The organism is Streptomyces sp. NPDC050263 (genome assembly GCF_040655955.1).
Taxonomy (GTDB): Bacteria; Actinomycetota; Actinomycetes; order Streptomycetales; family Streptomycetaceae; genus Streptomyces.
Genome location: NZ_JBFAKW010000035.1, coordinates 24,665 through 43,771 on the forward strand (window position 1 = coordinate 24,665; position 19,107 = coordinate 43,771).

The following is a 19,107-nucleotide window of genomic DNA, read 5'->3' on the forward strand; positions in this document are numbered from 1 at the left end:
CGGCTCACGGACCGGGGCAGAGCTCCTCGGATCCCTCGACACTCCGGCCGACCAGGTCCTTCACCGTCACGGTCACCGCGTCGGCCGCAGTGTCGAAGGTGCGCTGCGCCTCCACGGCCGTGCAGATCAGCTGCGCCATCGCGAGGTCGTCCAACTTCGCGATGACATACGGCAGTTGGATCGACACGTCGCCGTTCTGCGCGTTCACCGACACGGACACGGCCGTCGGCTTCGCGGCCTCGGTGGGCTCGGTGGCCGCGGTGGGCTCGGTGGCCGCGGTGGGCTCGGTGGCCGCAGTGGCGGGATCCTCGGTCGGACCGGTGTCGGGAGGAGTGCTCGAGGCGCCGGTCGAGACAGGTACCGGGGTGAGCTCCATCGGGGGCAGCAATGTGGTCAGCCGCTCCGACCGCTCCGCTTCCGTCGGACCCGCGAGAAGGCTCAGCACGGCCGGCTCGACGTCCACCACCGCGCCGGTGCTGCGAGGGACTGCGATCAGGGCGCCGTCGAGGACGAAGTAGAGCCGTAGCGTCGGCACCATCCCGCGCGCGGGTCCGCCCGCCTCCACCACTCCGGTCGTGGGAATGCCGCAGGAGACCAGCGCGCACAGGGCCGGGACGCACAGCAGCACGACTCGGCACGCGACTCGGCGCACGGCCGGCCGCGGGGCCCGGCGCGATGCTTGACGCGGGGCTCGGCGTGGCGCTCGGCGCAGTTCTCTCACGCTTGTGCCTCCTGCCCCGACTCGGCCCACCGCAGCGGGAGTTCCACGGTGAAGACGGCCCCGCCCTCCGGCCGGTTCGCCGCCCGGACGGTGCCGCCGTGCATCCGGACGTTCTCCTCGGTGATCGCCAGCCCCAGGCCGCTGCCCTCGGTCCGGGACCGGGCGGCGTCCGACTTGTAGAAACGCTCGAAGACATGGGGCAGCACGCTGTCGGGGATGCCGGGCCCGCCGTCCAGCACCTCGATGACGGCCCACCGCCCGGCGCCGGGCCGATCGCCCTCGTACAGGCGCAGTCGCACCGGGCGGGCGCCGTGCCGCAGGGCGTTGCCGACCAGGTTGGCGACGACGACGTCGAGGCGGCGCGGGTCGACGCGGCCGCGCAGCGCGTCCGGCCTCGGCAGCAGGGCGTCGACCGTGTCGGTCCAGCCGCGGGAGGCGAGGGTGCGTCGGAGGGACTCGGCGAGGTCGATCTCGTCCAGGTGCAGCACGGCCGCGCCCGCGTCGAAGCGGGAGATCTCCATCAGGTCGTCCACGAGTCGGGCGAGTTTCACGGTCTCCTCGCTGATCAGCCGGACCGCGGTGGCGGTGTCGGGGTCGAGGCCGGCGGCGTCCTCGTCGAGGACGTCGGTGACGGCCGACATCGCGGCCAGCGGGGTGCGCAGCTCGTGCGAGACGTCCGCGGCGAAGCGACGGGCCCGGGCCTCCATGCCGCGCAGTTCGGCCACCGACTCCTCCAGGGCGGCGGCCGTCTCGTTGAACGTGTGGGACAGATCGGCGAGTTCGTCGGAGCCGTCGACGGCGAGCCGGGTGTCCAGCCGGCCCTCGGCGATGCTGCGGGTGGCGTGGCGCAGCGCGCGCACCGGTCGCAGCACTCCGCGGGCGGCGAGCAGCGCGAGCAGCACGGCGAGGGCCAGGGCGGGGACGGCGGCCCGCTGCACGGCGGTGACCAGGGCGTCGACGTAGGCCTGTTCGGTGGTCTGTGGGACCGTCAGGAACACCTGGAGGCCGGAGAGGGGCCAGGCGAAGGACTCCGCGGAGGTGAAGGCGACCGACATGCCGACGACGAGTGCGGTGTGGTCCGCGCGGTGCACCCGTTGGAAGACGGTGGCGGACTTGGCGTCGACGGCCTCGCGCAGGGCGGGCGTCAGCTCCTCGAACGGGTCGCCGGGCCGGGACGTGGCCTCCAGCCCGCGGAAGGCGACCAGTACCCGCCAGGCGCCCGACGGCTGGGCGCCGGCCACCTCGGCGGCGAATCGGCCCAGTTCGGCCCGGCCCGGCGGGAAGGCCAGGCCGGGAGCGAGCCGGGTCACCTGGGTGCGCAGCAGTTCGATCACGGCGTCCTGGCTCTGCTGGAGCACTCCGATGCGCGCCTCGCGGAAGGTGAGGGCGCCGGTGGTGGTGGCGGTCACCGCGGCGACCAGCGCGAACGCCACCACCAACCGCATGCGCAAGCCGCGTAGTTGGGGTGCTCGAAAACGGATTCTCAGGGGCCTCACCGGGCGGCGAACCGGTAGCCGAAGCCGCGGACGGTCTGGATGTGGCGGGGTTCGCGCGGGGGCTCGCCGAGCTTGGCGCGCAGTCGTTTGACGCAGGCGTCCACCAGACGCGCGTCGCCGTGGTAGCTGTGCTGCCAGACCGCCTCGAGGAGTTGCTGCCGGCTGAACACCTGGCCGGGCGAGGCGGACAGGGTCAGCAGCAGCCGCAGTTCGGACGGGGCGAGGGCGACGGGATCCCCCTGCCAGGTGACCGAGAGCCCGGCCCGGTCGACGGTCAGGTCCCCGTACGTGTCGATCTTCGGTATGCCGCCGTCGGCGGGCGCGCCGGCCGCCCGGCGCAGGACGGCGCGGATGCGGGCCTGGAGCACCCTGGCCTGTACGGGCTTGACCACGTAGTCGTCGGCTCCCGCCTCGAGACCGACAACGACGTCCTCGTCATCGCCCCGCGCGGTCGCGATGACGATCGGCAGGGTCTGGTCCAGATCGCGGATCCTGCGGCACACGTCCAGGCCGGTCATGCCGGGGAGCATCAGGTCCAGCACCACGACGTCCGGCCTGAAGGAGCGCAGCCGGTCCAGGCCGTCCTCTCCGGTCTCGGCGGCGGCGACCTCGTGGCCCTGACGGCGCAGCGCGAGGACGACGCCGTCCCGCACGGCGCGGTCGTCCTCGATCAGCAGAACTCGTGGCATGGGCTCAGTATCCGTGCGCCGTTCACGCGGTCGGGGCATTGTTACCGGATGATCACATGAAACCACGCCCGCCCGTTCGTTATCCTTTCGTTACCGTTCGGGCGTGATCCGATCACATGGCAATCACAATCTGAACAACCATGAGCGCGCACAAAGCAACTCCTTCCCACAACCGTCGCCGTCGGAGCGGCCCCGCGCACGCCTCCTCCGTCAAGCGCGGCCGGAAAGGACCGCTGTGGGCCGGGATCGCCGCGCTGACCGTTCTGGGCGTCACCGGGTTCGCGGCCGTCGGCTGGACGTTACCCGGCACGGGCAAGGGCGACGCCGACGCCGGGGCCGAGCCCTCGAAGTCCTCGGCGTCGAGCCCCGGCCCCACCCGAACGACGCAGAGCCCGCAGTCCGAGGCCCCGGCCGGTCCGTCCACGAGCCCGTCCACGAGTGCGTCGACCGGGAAGTCCGGTGGTTCCTCCTCCGGCGGTTCCGCCACCAGCGGTTCGTCCGCCGGCTCGTCCGAGGGTTCGTCGGGCGGCCTCACCGAGGACGACATCCCGGCCACCGGGTCGGGCACGTTCACCACCGCGTCCGGCTCCGGCTCCCGCGTGGGCACGGGCACGCCGCTGCGCTACCGGGTCGACGTCGAGGACAGCCTCGACCTGTCCACCGCGGACGTCGCCCGGCAGGTGGAGGGCATCCTGGCCGACCCGCGCGGCTGGACGGCGGACGGCGACTCGGCGTTCCAGCGGGTCTCCAGCGGCGCCGTCGACTTCGTCGTACGGGTCGCGACCCCCGGCACGGTGGACAAGATCTGCCTCCGAGGGGGGCTGAACACCGGGGGCGAGTACAACTGCAGCGTGAACCAGAACGTCATGGTCAACCTCGAGCGCTGGCTGCTGGCCACCCCCGTCTACGCCAAGGACGTCACGGCGTACCGTGCGCTGATCATCAACCACGAGGTCGGCCACTTCCTCGGCCACAACCATGTCACCTGCCCCGGTGCGGGCCGGCCGGCCCCGGCGATGATGCAGCAGATCAAGGGCATGAAGGGCTGTGTCCCCAACGTCTGGCCCTACGACGAACAGGGGAAGCTCATCACCGGCCCCGCCGTGCCCTGAACGCGCCTGCCCGAACCCGGCTCCCTGAACCCGCCTCCGTGAACCGGCCTCCCTGAACCGGCCGTTCGCCGTACGGCCGGTGCCCCGGGCCCGACCCGCCCGGTCATCGCTGGTAGCGCGCCAGCACCAGGTTGCCGTCCTTCTCGAGCCGTTCACGCAGTTCGCCGAGGGTGATCGCCCCGCTGTAGTACTCCTGGAACGCGGGGGTCGCGACCTTGTCCTTCCACTCGGGGTAGCCCCGGACGGACTGGGCGGGCGCCGGGCGCAGGTGGGCGGCGAGGGCGGTGCCGGTCGCCCAGTCGTCCTTCGTCGTGTGCAGGGCGGGGTCGGCGAGGGCCTGGGCGCCGGTCGGCAGCATCCAGTCCCCCAGTGCGAGGCGCACCATGTTCTTCGGCCGCAGCAGGAAGTCGATGAACTCGACGGCCTCCTCTCGGTGCGGGCTGTCCTCTGCGACGGAGAGCGTCTGCGGGCTGACGCCCTGGGCGAGCCCGTCGGCGCCCGCCGGGGCGGGCAGCACCTGCCAGTCGAAGCCCTTCGGCGCCTGCTGCACGATCTGCTGGCGGTAGGAGAAGCCGAGCGGGACCATCGCGTACCGGCCACCGAAGAACCCCGGCAGGGTGTCCGAGCCGCCGCTGCCCAGCGTCGTGGGCGAGGCGCTGCGGTCGGCGCCGACCTGGTCGTGGACGGTGCGCGGTACGACCTCGTCGCCGGCCTCGAAGCGGACGGTGACCTTGCCGTCGGCGTCCCGGTGGAACAGTTGCCCGCCCGCCGACAGGGACAGGTTGAGGGTGGCGGAGACGGGTTCCTTGAGCGGCCAGGCCACGCCGTATCTGCCGTCGCCGCTGAGTTCGTCGGTGATCTGCCGGAACTCCGGCCAGCTCCAGGGATGTTCGGGGGTCGGGACGCGGACGCCGGACTCCCGCAGCCAGGTCGCGTTGGCCACGAGGACGCGCGGCTCCTGGAGGAACGGCACGCCGTAGACGCCGTCGCCGAAGGTGGTCGTCTCCCAACTGCGCTGCGGGATATCGGACTTGAGGCGGGCGGGCAGGAGGTCGGTCAGATCGGCGAGGTAGCCGCCGTAGGCGAAGTCGGCGAGGTCGTCGGAGGCGTCGTGGATGACGTCGGGGGCCTCGCCGCCCTCGAAGGAGGTGAGGAGCTGGTCGTGGACGCTGTCCCAACTCCCCTGTACGTACTCGACCTTGACGTCGGAGTGGGTGGCGTTCCACTCCTCGACCAACTCCTTGTTGGCGGTGACGGACTCCTCCTGCCAGGCCAGGGACTGGAAGCGGAGGGTGACGGGTCCGTCGTCGCGTCCGCCGCCCGAGGTGCAGCCCGCGAGGAGCAGCAGGACCACGACGAGCAGCAGTCTCGTCCGCATCAGCTCTTCACCGCCCCGGCGAGCATGCCGCCCGTGATCCGTCGCTGGATGAGCGCGAAGACGACCAGCGAGGGCAGGGTGGCGAGGAACGCGGCGGCGGCCAGCGGGCCCAGGTCGGCCACCCCTTCCGCCCCGATGAAGTGGGTCAGGACGACCGGCAGAGTCTGTTTCTCAGGCGTTTTCAGTAACACGAGCGCGAAGAAGAACTCGTTCCACGCGGTGATGAACGCGAACAGCGCGGTCGCCACGATGCCCGGCGCGAGCAGCGGCGCGGTCACCGACACCAGGGTCCGCAGCCGCCCGGCTCCGTCGATCGCCGCCGCCTCCTCCAGTTCGAGGGGGACGGCCCGGACGTATCCGACGAGCATCCACAGCGCGAACGGCAGCGCCCACACGACGTACACCATGACCAACCCGGCCACCGAGTCGATCAGGCGCAGGTTCTTCAGCACCAGGAACAGCGGGATGATCACCAGCACGAACGGGAACGCCTGGCTGACGACCACCCAGCCGGAGGCGGCTCGTGCGAGCCGGGTGCGCTGCCGGGCCATGACGTACGCCAGCGGCGTGGCCAGGCACACGGCGATCACGGCGGCGCTCAGCGCGGCGAGCAGGGAGTTGAACGCGGCGTGCAGCAGGGGCTGTTCGTCGAAGGCCCGGCGGAAGTTGGCGAGGGTGGGGTCCTTCGGGATCCAGGTGGGGTGCAGGCTGCCCAGCTCGCGGGCGGGCTTGAACGCGACGGAGATCAGCCAGAGGAGGGGGAAGGCGAGGAAGACGAGGTAGGCGAGCAGTGCCGCGTACTGGCCGGCACGGGCCGCGGGGCGGGTCCTCAACGGTCGTCGCCTCCCCTGATCCGGCCGACCAGGAACAGGGCCAGGAACACCGAGACGACGGCGACCATCACACAGCCCATCGCGGCCGCGTATCCGAACTGGCCGTAGCGGAAGGCCTCTTCGTAGGCGAAGAGCATGGGCAGCCGGGTCCGGCCGCCTGGCCCGCCGCTGGTCAGCACGTAGACCAGGGCGAAACTGTTGAAGTTCCAGATGAAGTTGAGCGCCGTGATCGCGAGGGCGATGGGCCTGAGGGCGGGCCAGGTGACCGTGCGGAAGCGGCGCCAGGCGCCCGCGCCGTCCACCGCGGCCGCCTCGTGCAGTTCGCGCGGGGTGTTCTGCAGACCGGCGAGCAGGGCGACCGTGGTCTGCGGCATGCCCGCCCACACGCCGACGACGATCACCGCGGGCAGGGCGGTGGCCAGGCCGCTGAGCCAGTCCCGTCCGTCGCCCAGACCCAGGTCGCGCAGCGACTCGTTGAGGATGCCGGCGTCCGGGTTGTAGACGAGCCGCCACATGACGCCGACCACGACCTCGGGCATCGCCCAGGGGACGATCGCGAGGGCGCGGGCCAGCCAGCGCAACCGTAGGTCCTGATCGAGGAGCAGGGCGAGCCCGAGGGCCAGCAGGAACTGCGGGACCGTCACCCCGACCGCCCAGAGCAGGCCGATCCGGAACGACTCCCAGAACAGGGTGTCGTGCAGCAGGTCCGAGAAGTTCAGGGCGCCGATCCACTGAGTGGGCGTGGTGCGGCCCGACTGGGCGTCGGTGAACGCCAGCAGGATCCCGTAGAGCAACGGGCCGACGCTCAGCACCAGAATGGGGATCAGAGCCGGCAGAACGAGGAACCAGGCACCGTGGCCGGCGGCGCTGCGCGGCGGTCCGGCGCCGGACGCCCGGCGCACGGTCCGCCTGTTCTCGGTCGCAAGCGACACGGATACGGCCCCCTTCCCGCGGCTCCGACGGGCCCCGCCATGGTCGTGAAGGTGCTGTACGCCGTCAAGACACCACGCGCGCGGTCCGATCTGTGCGAATGCGACACTGGCCGTCGGATGGCCGGATCCCGACGCCGTCCGATGCGGCCGGGCGAAGAGCGACACGGAGGCGGACGATGGACGAGGCACGGGCCCGGGACGTACTGGCCACGGCGGGCGTACTGCCCGGCCCGGCGGCGGACGCGCGGCTCCTCGCCCTGGGCGAGAACGCGGTGTTCGCCGCCGGTGGCCTGGTGGTGAAGGTGGGTCGCGACGCCGAACTCCTCGACCGGGCCCGGCGCGAGCTGGACATCGCGGCCTGGCTGGCCGAGGCGGGCGTCCCGGCGGTGCGGGCGGCCGAGCCGAAGCCGCTGCTGGTGGAGGGACACCCGGTGACCCTGTGGCGCCGGCTGCCCGACCCCGTCCGCGCTGCGGAACCGCGGGATCTGGCCGAACTGCTACGTCTCCTGCACGCGCTGCCCGCCCCCTCCTTCGGGCTGCCCCCGCGCGATCTGCTGTCGGGGGTCGAACGCTGGCTGCGGCTCGCGAGCGACGCGATCGACCCGGCGGACGCGACGTATCTGCGGGCGCGCCGCGACGGCTTCGCCACGGCGGCGGCCGCGCTCACCCCGCAGCTGCCGCCCGGCCCGATCCACGGCGACGCGCTGCCCCGCAATGTGCACATCGGTCCCGAAGGCCCGGTCCTGGTCGACCTGGAGACCGTCTCCGCCGATCTGCGCGAGCACGACCTCGTGGTCATGGCGCTGTCCCGCGACCGGTACGGCCTGCCCGCCGCGGACTACGACTCCTTCACCGCGGTGTACGGCTGGGACGTGCGGGAGTGGGCGGGCTGCCCGGTGCTGCGCGGCGCCCGCGAGACCGCGAGCTGCGCGTGGGTCGCCCAGCACGCGCCCACGAACCCCAAGGCGCTCGTGGAGTTCCGCCGCCGGGTGGCATCGCTGCGGGACGAGGACGAGGCGGTCCGGTGGTATCCGTTCTGATCCAGGTGCTGCGGGCGTGGCGGGCCGCCGCCCGGCTCAGAAGGATGGGATAGCGGGCCCTCCGCCGCGCACGACCGCGTCCGACGGGCGGGAGCCTGTGTCAGACGGGCTTCGCCGCCGGCTCCCGCATCGGCCAGACGCCGTCCACCACGGCGTCCGCGTCTCCCTTGCGGCGCAGGAAGCTCTGGAAGTCCGCCGCCCACTCGGCGTACCACTCGATCTGCCGACGGTGCAGCTCCGCCGGGCCGAGGGACGCCACCTTGGGGTGGCGGGCGGCTATCGCACCGGCCAGGCGGGCCGCGGCGAGGGCGTCGGCGGAGGCGTCATGGGCGGATTCGAGCGGGACGCCGTACTCGGCGCAGACCGCTTCGAGGTTGCGCTTGCCGCGCCGGTAGCGGTCGACCGAGCGGTCGACGGTGTACGGGTCGACCACCGGCGCCGGATCCTGGCCGCCGAGGCGGTCCCGCAGGGAGGGCAGCCCGTGGCGGCGCAGTTCGGCGGAGAGCAGGGTGAGGTCGAAGGCCGCGTTGTAGGCGACGACCGGGACGCCCGTGCGCCAGTACCCCACGAGGACCTCCGCGATCGCGTCCGCGACCCGGTCGGCGGGGGCGCCTTCGGTGGCGGCCCGCTCGTTGCTGATCCCGTGCACCGCGACCGCGTCCGCCGGGATCTCCACGCCCGGGTCCGCCAGCCATTCGCGGCGTCCCAGAACCTGCCCGTCCCTGACCTCGATCACGGCTCCCGTGACGATGCGCGCCTCGCGCGGGTCCGTCCCGGTCGTCTCCAGGTCGAAGCCGATCAGCAGCTCCCGGTACCAGGCCATGTCGGCCCCCCTTCTTGGTGGTGCTTCCCCCAGTGGTCTCCACCCTGCCATGAGCCACTGACAACCAGAGGATCGCGTTCCGCTTACCGCCGCGAAGGAACGCCCCGGAAGTCGCCCGAGCCCGCCCGAGTCGGCCTGAATCTTCCCGAGTCCGTCCGAGTCCGTCCGAGTCGGCCCGATTACGGATGAATCAGGACACCGGGCGCGAGTCCGCCCAGGCCAGTTCGAACTCCTCGCGGTAGGCCGAGAAGAGTCCCCCTTCGTCCACCTCGCCCGACTTGACCACCCGGTTGCCGTTGCGCAGCACCAGCACCGGGGCCTCCATGCCGCGCATCCGCCGCAGGTAGGACTGGATCACCGCGATGCCGTCGGTGCCGTCGCCGTCGACGAGGTAGGCGGTGAAGCGGGGCGTCTCGTCGTACACCTGGATCTGGAAGGCGCCCGGGTCGCGCAGCCGGGCGCGGACGCGGCGCATGTGCAGGATGTTCATCTCCACGGCACGGCTCAACTCACCGCGTTTCATGCCGAGTTCGCGCTCGCGGCGCTTGACCGCGCTGGAGGCCGGGTTGAGGAAGAGCAGCCGGACCCGGGCGCCTGCCTCGGCGAGGCGGACCAGGCGGCGGCCGGAGAAGTTCTGCACGAGCAGGTTGAGGCCGATGCCGATGGCGTCGATGCGGCGGGAGCCGTCGAAGATGTCCTCGGCGGGGAACTGGCGCAGCAGCCGCACCCGGTCGGTGTGGACGGCCACGACGTCCGCGTACCGGTCGCCGACGAGGTCCTCGACGGCGTCGACGGGCAGCCGGCGGGCGGAGGGCACGTCGCCGCTGGTGCCCAGCATCTCCAGCAGTCGCGCGGAGGCCCGTTCGGCCTGGTTCAGGACGGCCTCGGACAGGGCTCGGTTGCGGGAGACGACGTTGCGGGTCACCTCCAGCTCGTCCAGGGCGAGTTCGACGTCCCGGCGGTCGTCGAAGTAGGGCTCGAAGCAGGGCCAGTGCTGCACCATCAGCTCGCGCAGCTGCGGCAGGGTGAGGAAGGAGATCACGTTGTCGTCGGCCGGATCGAGCAAGTAGCCCTTGCGGCGGCTGACTTCGCGGACGGCGACGGCGCGCTGCACCCACTCCTGGCCGGCCGGCCCGGCCGCGGCGACCACCCACTCGTCGCCGTGGACGGGTTCGTAGATGGGCCGCAGCACGGCGGCCACGACGGCCCGCAGCCGCTGTTCGACGAGGTTCAGCCAGATGTAGGCCCGGCCGGCCCGCTGCGCGCGGGTCCGCACCTCCCGCCAGGCGTCGGCGTCCCAGTCCAGCTCCGGCCCGATGGCGTTCGTCTCCATCGGCCGGGCCAGGGACACCGTGCCGGGCGGGACGTCTGTGGAGCCTCCCTCGTGACCCTCGTCACCAGGGGGCAGCTCCAGCCCTCCCGAGCCCACCCGCGCACCGCCTTCCGCTCCCCCGAGCACTCCCCGTCCCAACGATCAAGGAAGGGTACTCCGGGAGCGGTCGGCGGTGCAGCCGGATGGACAGGTCGTTTCTCAACTACCGCTGTTCGAGTGTCCGTTCTGTCCGGCCAGGGCGGGCGGAGTGAGCGGATTCATAGCGGTGACGTCCCTGGGGGCCAGGGAGAAGCCCTGCCAGTGGACCGGCATGGGCTCCTGGTCCTCGTCCCGGGCGATGTGGTGGAAGCCCACGTTCACCCAGGCCACGGGGTGGGTGAGGGTCTGTCCGTTCACCCACTTGTCGACGGAGGCGCCGTGCAGTGGACTGCCGCAGATGCGGACGTTGTTGCTGGCGTACTGCTCGCAGCTGTTGTACTGCGTGAAGTAGACGTCGTGCTTGGTGAAGGGGCGCCCGGAGTACTTCGTGGTCGCGCCGGGGACCAACTCGTAGGAGCGCGCGTGGCCGTCCTTGTTCTTGCCGGTCGCGCTGACCACGCGCCACCAGCGCATGTTCGCGGCGTCGCCCGCGAGTTCCTTGGTGACGGCGGTGCGGGTGGTCTTGTTGGTCGGGCCCTGCTGTCCGCCGACGGGCGGGCTGACCACCGAGTCGTACTGCTCCACCTTGGTGTTGGAGGAGCCGTCGAGGCCGAAGTCGAGCCGCCAGAACACGTTGTGGCTGTGGCTGGTGGCGTAGGACTTGGCGCCCTTGCCGATGGGCCAGCCGCGGCCGTCGCCTGCGTCGTAGTCGAAGGGCGAGAGGCTGCCGGTGGCGCCGACGTTCATGTTGATCGCGCCGTCGTCGGAGAAGCGCCACTCGGTGATGTACTCGTACCAGCCGACCTTGTTGACGGTGTAGATCAGCAGGTCCTTGCCCTGCGCCTGGAAGGCCTTGGTCGGGTCGGACTGCAGACGGTAGGCGTGGCCGCGCGAACGGGTCGTGGTGCACAGGCCCTTGACGTTCGCGTTCTCGCCGTTGAACGGGTCGGGGACCTTCACCGTTTTGATGGTGCCGCCGGGGCACTCGGCGGGGCCCATGTTCACCAGGCCGGAGCCGAAGTTGTAGTCGGTGATGTCGTTGTACTCGTTCGAGCCGTCGTCGTAGGGCACATGGATCTGGGCGATCTTGGCGCTGTTGAGGACGCGGATCGGCTTGGTCTCGCCGGGCGGCTGGTAGGAGACCTTCTCCAGGATCAGGCCCGACTTGGCCTCGAAGCGCCAGCACATGCGCCAGGTCGTGCCGGTGGAGAGCTTCTGTTCGATGCGGTAGGCGGCGCTGCAGTCGGCGGCCGCCGCCGCGGGGGCCGCCTTGGGCTGGGCGGCGGCCGGGCCGGCTCCGGCGGCCGCACCCGTGGCCAGCGCTGCCACGGAGAGGCCGACGGCCGCCCCCGTACGGGCGCGGTGGCCGCTGATCAGTTTCGGAACGCGCATGACGACATGACTCCCTTTGCATCCCTGTGCGGGAGGCAAGCTGGAAAACGGACGGAGGGACGGGCCTGCGGTCGGTTCAGCCGGCGAGCCGGGCGACCTTGCGGGTGCTGAGGTCGACGACCAAGGACCGGGTGTCGATCCAGGGGCCGTTCCTGACCTTCGTCAGCAGCCGGACGCAGCGGTGTTCCCCGCACTTGTCGAGGACGGCGCTCTGCGCGCCCGGCGCCGCCCGGTACACCATGCCGGCGAGCTGCAGCTGGTCCGGGGAGGTGAGCGCCTTGCCGGTGGCGTCCTTGAAGTCGGCCTTCAGGTCCGCGCCCAGCGGGTCGGCGATCAGCAGGCGCGCGGCCTCGCTCTGTTCGGCCGAGCTGAGCGGCGGCTGGACGCCCTTCTGGGCGCCGGTGCCCTCGACCTTGCCGGTGTCGAGGTTGACGGTCTTCGTGAGCAGCGTGTCGGTCTTGTAGTCGTAGAACGACACCTCCGCGCGCCGGGGCGCCCGGGCGTCGTCCACCTCGTCGGCCGCGGGCTCGGCGAGGTCGACGCCGAGACTCTGCGGGCCGCGGTCGCCGTCCACGTCCTCGCTCGCGTTGAACTGCTGCCGGCTGAGCGCGATCTGCTCCACGCGCGCGATCTCGTCGTCGGTCAGCGGATCGCGGCCCACGCCCTTCTCGCCCTCGGCGGGCGCCTTCTCGACGACACCGGGCTGCACCGCCGTCGTGTCCCCCTGCTGCTGTCCGGCGGCCTGTCGGCCGGTCTGCCCGGCCTTGCCGCCTCCCGTGTCGTCCGCCCCCGCCGTGCCCGGCAGGGTGATCCCGACCATCATGGCCGTCGCGGCCACCGCGATGGCCGTACCCGCCACCACCTTGCCCAGGTGGCGACGCACTGTCGTGCGCACATCTTCCCCCTACTCCCCCTGTTGCCCGGGAGTACGTGTCTGCCCCACAGATTCGGCACACGACGCATGGCGTAGGACGCATGACGTCGTCTGCACTGGTCATTTGGTAAGAGGGGCGTAAGTCACAGGTGGTTCCCTCACTTTCCGGGAGACTCGAAGCCAAGGCGCCCCCGGCGGGGCGGCACACCTGAAAGAGTCGTGTCCATGCAGGTCTGGCCTGGAGAGGCGTATCCCCTCGGTGCCACGTACGACGGCGCCGGCACGAACTTCGCGGTCTTCACGGAGGCCGCGGACCGAGTAGAGCTGTGTCTGCTGCACGACGACGGCTCGGAGACGGCGGTGGAACTGCGCGAGAGCGACGCCTTCGTCCGGCACGCGTACGTGCCCGGCATCATGCCGGGGCAGCGCTACGGGTTCCGGATGCACGGCCCGTACGACCCCGCGCGCGGGCTGCGCTGCAACTCGGCGAAGCTGCTGCTCGACCCGTACGCGAAGGCGATCAGCGGCTCGATCGGGTGGGGCGAGGAGGTGTACGGCTACCACTTCGACGCCCCCGAGCGGCGCAACGACCTGGACTCGGCGCCGCACACCATGACGTCGGTGGTGGTGAACCCCTACTTCGACTGGGGCGACGACCGCAGGCCGCGCACCGAGTACCACCACACGGTGATCTACGAGGCCCATGTGAAGGGCCTCACGATGCGCCACCCGGGGCTGCCGGAGGAGCTCCGCGGGACGTACGCGGCGCTGGCGCACCCGGCGGTCCTCGAACATCTGACGGAGCTCGGGGCGACGGCCCTGGAGCTGATGCCGGTGCACCAGTTCGTCAACGACAACCGGCTGGTCGACATGGGCCTGAACAACTACTGGGGCTACAACACGATCGGGTTCTTCGCCCCGCACAACGCGTACGCCTCCTGGGGCGACCGCGGCCAGCAGGTGCTGGAGTTCAAGTCGGCGGTGCGGGCGCTGCACGAGGCGGGCATCGAGGTCATCCTCGACGTGGTCTACAACCACACCGCCGAGGGCAACCACCTGGGGCCGACGCTGTCCTTCCGGGGCATCGACAACCGGTCCTACTACCGGCTGACGAACGACCGCCGGTACTACATGGACACCACGGGGACCGGGAACTCGCTGCTCATGCGGTCCCCGCACGTACTACAGATGATCATGGACTCGTTGCGGTACTGGGTCCTGGAGATGCATGTCGACGGGTTCCGCTTCGACCTCGCGGCGACCCTGGCCCGCCAGTTCCACGAGGTGGACCGGCTGTCGTCGTTCTTCGACCTGGTGCAGCAGGATCCGGTGGTGTCCCAGGTGAAGCTGATCGCGGAGCCGTGGGACGTGGGCGAGGGCGGCTACCAGGTGGGGAACTTCCCTCCCCTGTGGACCGAGTGGAACGGCAAGTACCGCGACACCGTGCGGGACGTGTGGCGGGGCGAGCCGCGCGCGGTCGGCGAGTTCGCCTCCCGGCTGACCGGCTCCTCGGACCTCTACCAGGACGACGGACGCCGGCCGCTGGCCTCCATCAACTTCGTGACCTGCCACGACGGGTTCACCCTGCACGACCTGGTGTCCTACGACCAGAAGCACAACCAGGCCAACGGGGAGGACAACAGGGACGGCGAGAGCCACAACCGGTCCTGGAACTGCGGCGTGGAGGGCGAGAGCGACGACCCCGAGGTGCTGGCGCTGCGCGCCCGCCAGATGCGGAACTTCGTCGCCACGCTGATGCTGTCCCAGGGCGTGCCGATGATCAGCCACGGGGATGAGTTCGGTCGCACCCAGAAGGGCAACAACAACGCCTACTGCCAGGACAGCGAGCTGGCCTGGGTGGAGTGGCCCGAGGAGGACAACGAGCTGCTGGAGTTCACGCGCGCGTTGGTGTGGCTGCGCAAGGAGCACCCCGTCTTCCGGCGGCGGCGCTTCTTCCACGGCCGGCCGGTGGAGGGGACCCACGACGAGCTGTCGGACATCGCCTGGTTCACGCCCGAGGGGACGGAGATGGCCCAGCGGGACTGGGATCGCGCGCAGGCGTCCGCGCTGTCGGTGTTCCTCAACGGCAACGCGATCTCCGAGCCGGGCTCGCGCGGCGAGCGGATCAGGGACGACTCGTTCCTGCTGATGTTCAACGCCTCCGCCAAGACCCTGGAGTTCGTGGTCCCGGTCGACCACGGGCGGCAGTGGCAGGTGGTCGTGGACACGGCGAACCCGGCAGCGGTGGCGCCGGGCGCGGACACGAAGGTGCAGGCCGGAGCCCGGCTCACGTTGGTGGACCGGAGCATGACCGTGCTGCAACGGCCCACCTAGCCGGGAGCGGGCACCGGGGCGGCGGAGGGAGGTATGACACGAAACGCGGCCGGGCGGGTACGTAGGTGGTCATGACCTCTGCGCGACATGACGGCCCCGAGCGACGTGACGCCCCTGTCCCCGTGACGCCCACGGCGACCTACCGGCTGCAGCTGCAGCCGGCGTTCCCGTTCCGGGCCGCGGCGGCGGCCGTGCCGTACCTGGACTCGCTCGGCGTCTCGCATCTGCACCTGTCCCCGGTCCTGGAGGCCGTCCCCGGCTCCCTGCACGGGTATGACGTCGTGGACCCCACGCGCGTACGCGGGGAGCTGGGCGGGGAGGAGGGTCTTCGGGCGCTGGCGCGCACCGCGCGGGAGCACGGGCTCGGGCTGGTCGTGGACATCGTGCCCAACCACATGGCGATGGCCCCGCGCCACAACCGCGCCCTGTGGGACGTGCTGAAGGAGGGCCCGGAGTCGCCGTACGCGCGCTGGTTCGACATCGACTGGGCGGCGCAGGGCGGACGACTGCTGCTCCCGGTGCTCGGCGGACCCGTCGGGTCGGAGCTGGCGCACCTGCGGGTGGACGGCGACGTTCTGCGCTACCACGACCACGCCTTTCCGCTGCGCGAAGGCACCGAGGGGCTGCCGCTGCCGCAGCTGCTGGACGCCCAGTGGTACCGGCCGGTGTGGTGGCGGCTGGCCCGCACCGAGCTGAACTACCGGCGCTTCTTCAGCATCTCGGAGCTCATCGGGGTGCGGGTGGAGGACCCGGAGGTGTTCGAGGCCACCCACGGCACGATCCTGCGGCTGCTGCACGAGGGCGTGGTCGACGGGCTGCGCGTCGACCACCCCGACGGCCTCGCCGACCCCGACGGCTACCTGGAGCGGCTGCACGAGGCGAGCGGCGGCCGCTGGACGGTCGTCGAGAAGATCCTGGCGGACCGGGAGCGGCTGCCGGACTCCTGGCCGGTCGCCGGCACCACCGGCTACGACGCCCTGCGCCGCGTCGACGGCCTCTTCACGGACCCCTCGGGGGCCGGGGAGCTCCGGGCCCGCTACCGGCGCTTCGCGGCCCCGCAGACGGACCGGGGCGGCGACTGGGCGGCGACCGTGCGGCGGGCGGCCTACGGGGTGCTCGGCCACGAGCTGGCGGCCGAGACGGACCGGCTGACCCGGGTCGCGTCCCGGGTGTGCGCCGCGTCGGCCGATCCCGCGCTGCGCGACCGGGCGCCCTGGGCGCTGCGCACGGCCCTGGAGGAGCTGCTCGTCCGGCTGGAGGTCTACCGGCCGTACACCTCGGGCGACCCGGCGGCCGTCGTCACCGAGGCGGCGGCCCTGGAGGCGCGGCAGGCGTTCGTCGTGCCCGAGGAGGCGGGCGCGGTCGACGTGGTGCGGGGCCTGGTGCTCGGCGGGGAGGGCGCGGCGGGGGCGGAGTTCCGCGCGCGGTTCGCGCAGACGGCGTCCGCGCTGCGGGCCAAGTCCGTGGAGGACACGGCGTTCTACCGGTACGTGCCGCTGCTGGCGGCGAACGAGGTGGGCGGCGACCCGGGCGCCCCGGGCGGGTCCCCGGCCGACTTCCACGCGTACTGCGCGCGCGTGCAGCGCGACTGGCCGGCCGGCGGGACGGTCCTGTCGACGCACGACACCAAGCGCAGCGCCGATGTGCGCGCCGCGCTCGCCGTGCTCACCGAGTGCCCGCAGCGCTGGTCGGACGTCCTGGAGGAGGTCACGCGCGCGAAGAACGAGTACGAGTACGAGGACGAGGGCCAGGGCGAGGGCCAAGGCGAGCAGGAGGTGCCGGACGGTCAGCTGGCGTGGGCGGCCTGGCAGACGGTCTTCGGCCTCGGCCCGGCGGACCCGGAGCGCGTCCAGGAGGCGCTGCTCAAGCACGTGCGCGAGGCGGGGCTGTACACGAGCTGGACGGAGCAGGAGCCGCCGTACGAGGAGGCGGTGGCAGCGTTCGTGGCGGCCGGGCCGTGCGGGCCGCCGGGAGAGCGGATCGCCGCCCTGCGCGACGAGCTGGAGCCGTACATCCGGGCGAACGTGCTGGGCGCGGCGCTGGCGCAGCTGACGATGCCGGGGGTGCCGGACCTCTACCAGGGCACGGAGAGCGAGTACCGGGTGCTGGTGGACCCCGACAACCGGCGCCCGGTGCGGTTCCCGCCGGAGCGCCCCGGCGCCAAGGACACGGTGACCGCGGCCGCGCTGCGACTGCGCCGGCGGCTGCCGGAGGTGTTCGGGGACGCGGCGACGTACCAGCCGCTGCCCGCCGGGGGAGAGGCCGCGGAGCACTGTCTGGCGTTCGCCCGTTCGGGCCGGGTCGTGACGGCTGTGACGCGGCTGTCGCTGCGGCTGGCGGAGGCGGGCGGCTGGCGCGGGACCCGGCTCGCGCTGCCGCCGGGGCGGTGGACCGACGTGCTGGCTCCGGAGCGGGAGTTCACGGGGCACGCGCGCGTGGCGGAACTCTTCGCGCGCCTGCCGGTGGCGCTGCTGGAGCGGACCGAGGGCGCCGACTGCTGAACTCCGTTGCTGTCCGCAGGACTTGAAGAACCGAGGGGTGAACGGCCCTACCCCACCGCCGGCGCGCGCATCCGAGCGCCCCCGGGAGCCTCCCCCAAGGCCTCCTTGACAGTTCACAGAGACCGTGGGGTACTGCGGATGCGAAGGCCGGGCGGACGAATACGGGGGTGAGTCTCCTGCCGGAGCTGCGCTACCCGACGGTTACCGAATTGACCTCCTTTGCCCGGGCGTTGGCCACGCATCAACCGGGCGTGTGCGCGCTGCGGCAGGTAGGGGTCTCCCGTGCGGGCCGGCCCCTGCACCTGCTCTCCGTGGGACACGCCCCGCGGGCCGTGCTCGTCGTCGCGGGAGCCCACGCGAACGAGCCGACCGGTGGCTCCACACTGCTGGCCCTCGCCGAACGGGTGCTGTACGAGCGGGAGTTGCGCGACGGCACATCCTGGCACTTCCTGCTGTGCGCGGACCCCGACGGGGCGAGTCTGCACGTGACCCCGGCGCCGCGCAGCCTGCTGGAGTACCACCTCGGCTTCTTCCGGCCCGCCGGTCCGGAGCAGCCCGAGTGGTCCCCCGCCGTGCTGCCGCCGGACCGGCTGCCGCCCGAGACGCGCGCGCTGACCCGGGTCATCGACGAGCTGCGGCCCTACCTCCAGGTGACCCTGCACGGCACCGACCTCGGCGGCAGCTGGGTGCAGTTGACGAAGGACATCCCGGGTCTCGCCGAGCCGTTCGCCAAGTCCGCGGCCCAGTTGCACATCCCGGTGGAGACGGGCGCCTCCGACGCGGCGGGCTGGCCGGCCTCCGGGCCCGGCGTGCACGTGATGCCGGCCGCCGGAGCGGACGCGGCCTACCCGAGCATGCCGGACGACGCGCGGCACAGCACCTGGTACCACGCCCATCGCTACGGCGGTCTGACGGCCGTCGTGGAGGTGCCGATGTGGGCGAGCGACATGGTGGACGACCCCGCCCCGCATCCCGCGCCGGCCGCGGCGATCCAGCGGCTGGCGCGGCGGCTGTTGCGGGACACCACGGAGGTGGAGCGGGTGCTCGTCGAGGCGCTGCCGCGGCTGGAGGGCGTCGACGGTCCTCTGCTGCGGGCGGCCAGATGGGCGCTGGAGCTGGTGCCGGGGCTGGCCTCGGACTGGACCCACACTCCCCCGGCCGGCACCACGATGGCGTACGTCGGCAGTGTGGACGCCTTCGCGCGCCGGCTGCCGCTGCGGGCGGCCGCGATGCTGTGGCGGGTCCTCCAGGAGAGCGACGACCACGCGGCCCCGCGCCTGGAGCAGCTCGTGGAGACCTGGAGCGACGCCTTCGCCGACCGTTTCCGGGCCCGCTGGGTGCCCCTGGAGCACCAGGTCGAGCACCAGTCCCGCACGGTCGTGGCGGCGGCCCTGCACGCCCGCGAACGGGCGGCGTGACGCCGGACGGCGACCACCGGGACGGCGGCTGCGGGGCCCCGCGCGGGGCCCCCGGCCCCGGGGGCCGGCCGGACACCGGCCCCCGGGCCGAGG

The 19,107-nt window shown here is 72.3% G+C and carries 15 protein-coding genes; 5 read left to right on the forward strand and 10 right to left on the reverse strand.

What is annotated here, in order from left to right; genetic code table 11:
• Positions 1 to 4: 4 nt before the first annotated feature.
• The 3 genes from AB0J04_RS18220 to AB0J04_RS18230 all read right to left on the reverse strand — a co-directional run bounded on the left by AB0J04_RS18220 (position 5) and on the right by AB0J04_RS18230 (position 2,906).
• A complete protein-coding gene (locus AB0J04_RS18220) occupies positions 5 to 628 on the reverse strand; it encodes a hypothetical protein (protein WP_363169470.1) in 624 nt (207 codons plus the stop codon).
• Positions 629 to 717: 89 nt separating this feature from the next.
• A complete protein-coding gene (locus tag AB0J04_RS18225) occupies positions 718 to 2,166 on the reverse strand; it encodes an ATP-binding protein (RefSeq protein WP_363169472.1) in 1,449 nt (482 codons plus the stop codon).
• 47 nt (positions 2,167 to 2,213) lie between these two features.
• A complete protein-coding gene (locus AB0J04_RS18230) occupies positions 2,214 to 2,906 on the reverse strand; it encodes a response regulator transcription factor (protein ID WP_363169473.1) in 693 nt (230 codons plus the stop codon).
• A 140-nt stretch (positions 2,907 to 3,046) separates the two neighbouring features.
• Between AB0J04_RS18230 and AB0J04_RS18235 the strand changes: the two genes are divergently transcribed.
• Positions 3,047 to 4,018, forward strand: coding sequence for a DUF3152 domain-containing protein (locus AB0J04_RS18235; protein WP_363169474.1), 972 nt, complete (start codon positions 3,047 to 3,049; stop codon positions 4,016 to 4,018).
• Between the two features lie 103 nt (positions 4,019 to 4,121).
• On the opposite strand, the gene AB0J04_RS18240 is transcribed toward AB0J04_RS18235, so the two are convergent.
• From AB0J04_RS18240 to AB0J04_RS18250, 3 genes are read right to left on the reverse strand one after another with little or no spacing between them, the layout of a single operon-like run.
• The gene (locus tag AB0J04_RS18240) at positions 4,122 to 5,396 is read right to left on the reverse strand and encodes a sugar ABC transporter substrate-binding protein (protein ID WP_363169475.1); all 1,275 of its coding nucleotides are present in this window, start codon (positions 5,394 to 5,396) and stop codon (positions 4,122 to 4,124) included.
• Positions 5,396 to 6,229 (reverse strand): carbohydrate ABC transporter permease, encoded by an 834-nt coding sequence (locus AB0J04_RS18245; RefSeq protein ID WP_363169476.1) that lies wholly within the window; start codon positions 6,227 to 6,229, stop codon positions 5,396 to 5,398. Before AB0J04_RS18245 ends, AB0J04_RS18240 begins: the two co-directional genes overlap by 1 nt.
• Positions 6,226 to 7,161: a sugar ABC transporter permease gene (locus AB0J04_RS18250; RefSeq protein WP_363169477.1), complete on the reverse strand. Its 936-nt coding sequence runs from the start codon at positions 7,159 to 7,161 to the stop codon at positions 6,226 to 6,228. Before AB0J04_RS18250 ends, AB0J04_RS18245 begins: the two co-directional genes overlap by 4 nt.
• 176 nt (positions 7,162 to 7,337) lie before the next feature.
• On the opposite strand from AB0J04_RS18250, the gene AB0J04_RS18255 reads away from it, so the two are divergent.
• Positions 7,338 to 8,201, forward strand: coding sequence for an aminoglycoside phosphotransferase family protein (locus tag AB0J04_RS18255; protein ID WP_363169478.1), 864 nt, complete (start codon positions 7,338 to 7,340; stop codon positions 8,199 to 8,201).
• Positions 8,202 to 8,301: 100 nt separating this feature from the next.
• Here AB0J04_RS18255 and AB0J04_RS18260 read toward each other — a convergent pair whose 3' ends face one another.
• The 4 genes from AB0J04_RS18260 to AB0J04_RS18275 form a co-directional block, all read right to left on the reverse strand.
• Positions 8,302 to 9,024: a 3'-5' exonuclease gene (locus AB0J04_RS18260; protein ID WP_363169479.1), complete on the reverse strand. Its 723-nt coding sequence runs from the start codon at positions 9,022 to 9,024 to the stop codon at positions 8,302 to 8,304.
• Positions 9,025 to 9,214: 190 nt separating this feature from the next.
• The gene (locus AB0J04_RS18265; RefSeq protein ID WP_363169480.1) at positions 9,215 to 10,453 is read right to left on the reverse strand and encodes an SAV2148 family HEPN domain-containing protein; all 1,239 of its coding nucleotides are present in this window, start codon (positions 10,451 to 10,453) and stop codon (positions 9,215 to 9,217) included.
• A gap of 102 nt (positions 10,454 to 10,555) precedes the next feature.
• Complete coding sequence (locus AB0J04_RS18270; protein ID WP_363169481.1) at positions 10,556 to 11,887, reverse strand: copper amine oxidase; 1,332 nt, start codon at positions 11,885 to 11,887, stop codon at positions 10,556 to 10,558.
• Between the two features lie 76 nt (positions 11,888 to 11,963).
• Positions 11,964 to 12,782 (reverse strand): Tat pathway signal sequence domain protein, encoded by an 819-nt coding sequence (locus AB0J04_RS18275; protein ID WP_363169482.1) that lies wholly within the window; start codon positions 12,780 to 12,782, stop codon positions 11,964 to 11,966.
• 204 nt (positions 12,783 to 12,986) lie between these two features.
• Here AB0J04_RS18275 and glgX point away from each other — a divergent pair, with 204 nt between their 5' ends.
• The 3 genes from glgX to AB0J04_RS18290 all read left to right on the forward strand — a co-directional run bounded on the left by glgX (position 12,987) and on the right by AB0J04_RS18290 (position 19,014).
• Complete coding sequence (gene glgX / locus AB0J04_RS18280; RefSeq protein WP_363169483.1) at positions 12,987 to 15,095, forward strand: glycogen debranching protein GlgX; 2,109 nt, start codon at positions 12,987 to 12,989, stop codon at positions 15,093 to 15,095.
• A gap of 71 nt (positions 15,096 to 15,166) precedes the next feature.
• Positions 15,167 to 17,596, forward strand: coding sequence for a malto-oligosyltrehalose synthase (treY, locus tag AB0J04_RS18285; RefSeq protein WP_363169484.1), 2,430 nt, complete (start codon positions 15,167 to 15,169; stop codon positions 17,594 to 17,596).
• Between the two features lie 167 nt (positions 17,597 to 17,763).
• Positions 17,764 to 19,014 carry a M14 family zinc carboxypeptidase gene (locus AB0J04_RS18290; RefSeq protein ID WP_363169485.1) on the forward strand — a complete coding sequence of 417 codons (1,251 nt, stop codon included), beginning with the start codon at positions 17,764 to 17,766 and terminating at the stop codon, positions 19,012 to 19,014.
• The last annotated feature ends 93 nt before the right edge of the window (positions 19,015 to 19,107 follow it).

Excerpts from the sequence above, each read along its gene's own strand:
- AB0J04_RS18225 (WP_363169472.1), bottom strand. The coding sequence starts at position 2,166 with ATGCGGTTGGTGGTGGCGTTCGCGCTGGTCGCCGCGGTGACCGCCACC.
- AB0J04_RS18230 (WP_363169473.1), bottom strand. The coding sequence starts at position 2,906 with ATGCCACGAGTTCTGCTGATCGAGGACGACCGCGCCGTGCGGGACGGC.
- AB0J04_RS18235 (WP_363169474.1), top strand. The coding sequence starts at position 3,047 with ATGAGCGCGCACAAAGCAACTCCTTCCCACAACCGTCGCCGTCGGAGC.
- AB0J04_RS18240 (WP_363169475.1), bottom strand. The coding sequence starts at position 5,396 with ATGCGGACGAGACTGCTGCTCGTCGTGGTCCTGCTGCTCCTCGCGGGC.
- AB0J04_RS18255 (WP_363169478.1), top strand. The coding sequence starts at position 7,338 with ATGGACGAGGCACGGGCCCGGGACGTACTGGCCACGGCGGGCGTACTG.
- AB0J04_RS18260 (WP_363169479.1), bottom strand. The coding sequence starts at position 9,024 with ATGGCCTGGTACCGGGAGCTGCTGATCGGCTTCGACCTGGAGACGACC.
- AB0J04_RS18270 (WP_363169481.1), bottom strand. The coding sequence starts at position 11,887 with ATGCGCGTTCCGAAACTGATCAGCGGCCACCGCGCCCGTACGGGGGCG.
- glgX (WP_363169483.1), top strand. The coding sequence starts at position 12,987 with ATGCAGGTCTGGCCTGGAGAGGCGTATCCCCTCGGTGCCACGTACGAC.
- treY (WP_363169484.1), top strand. The coding sequence starts at position 15,167 with ATGACCTCTGCGCGACATGACGGCCCCGAGCGACGTGACGCCCCTGTC.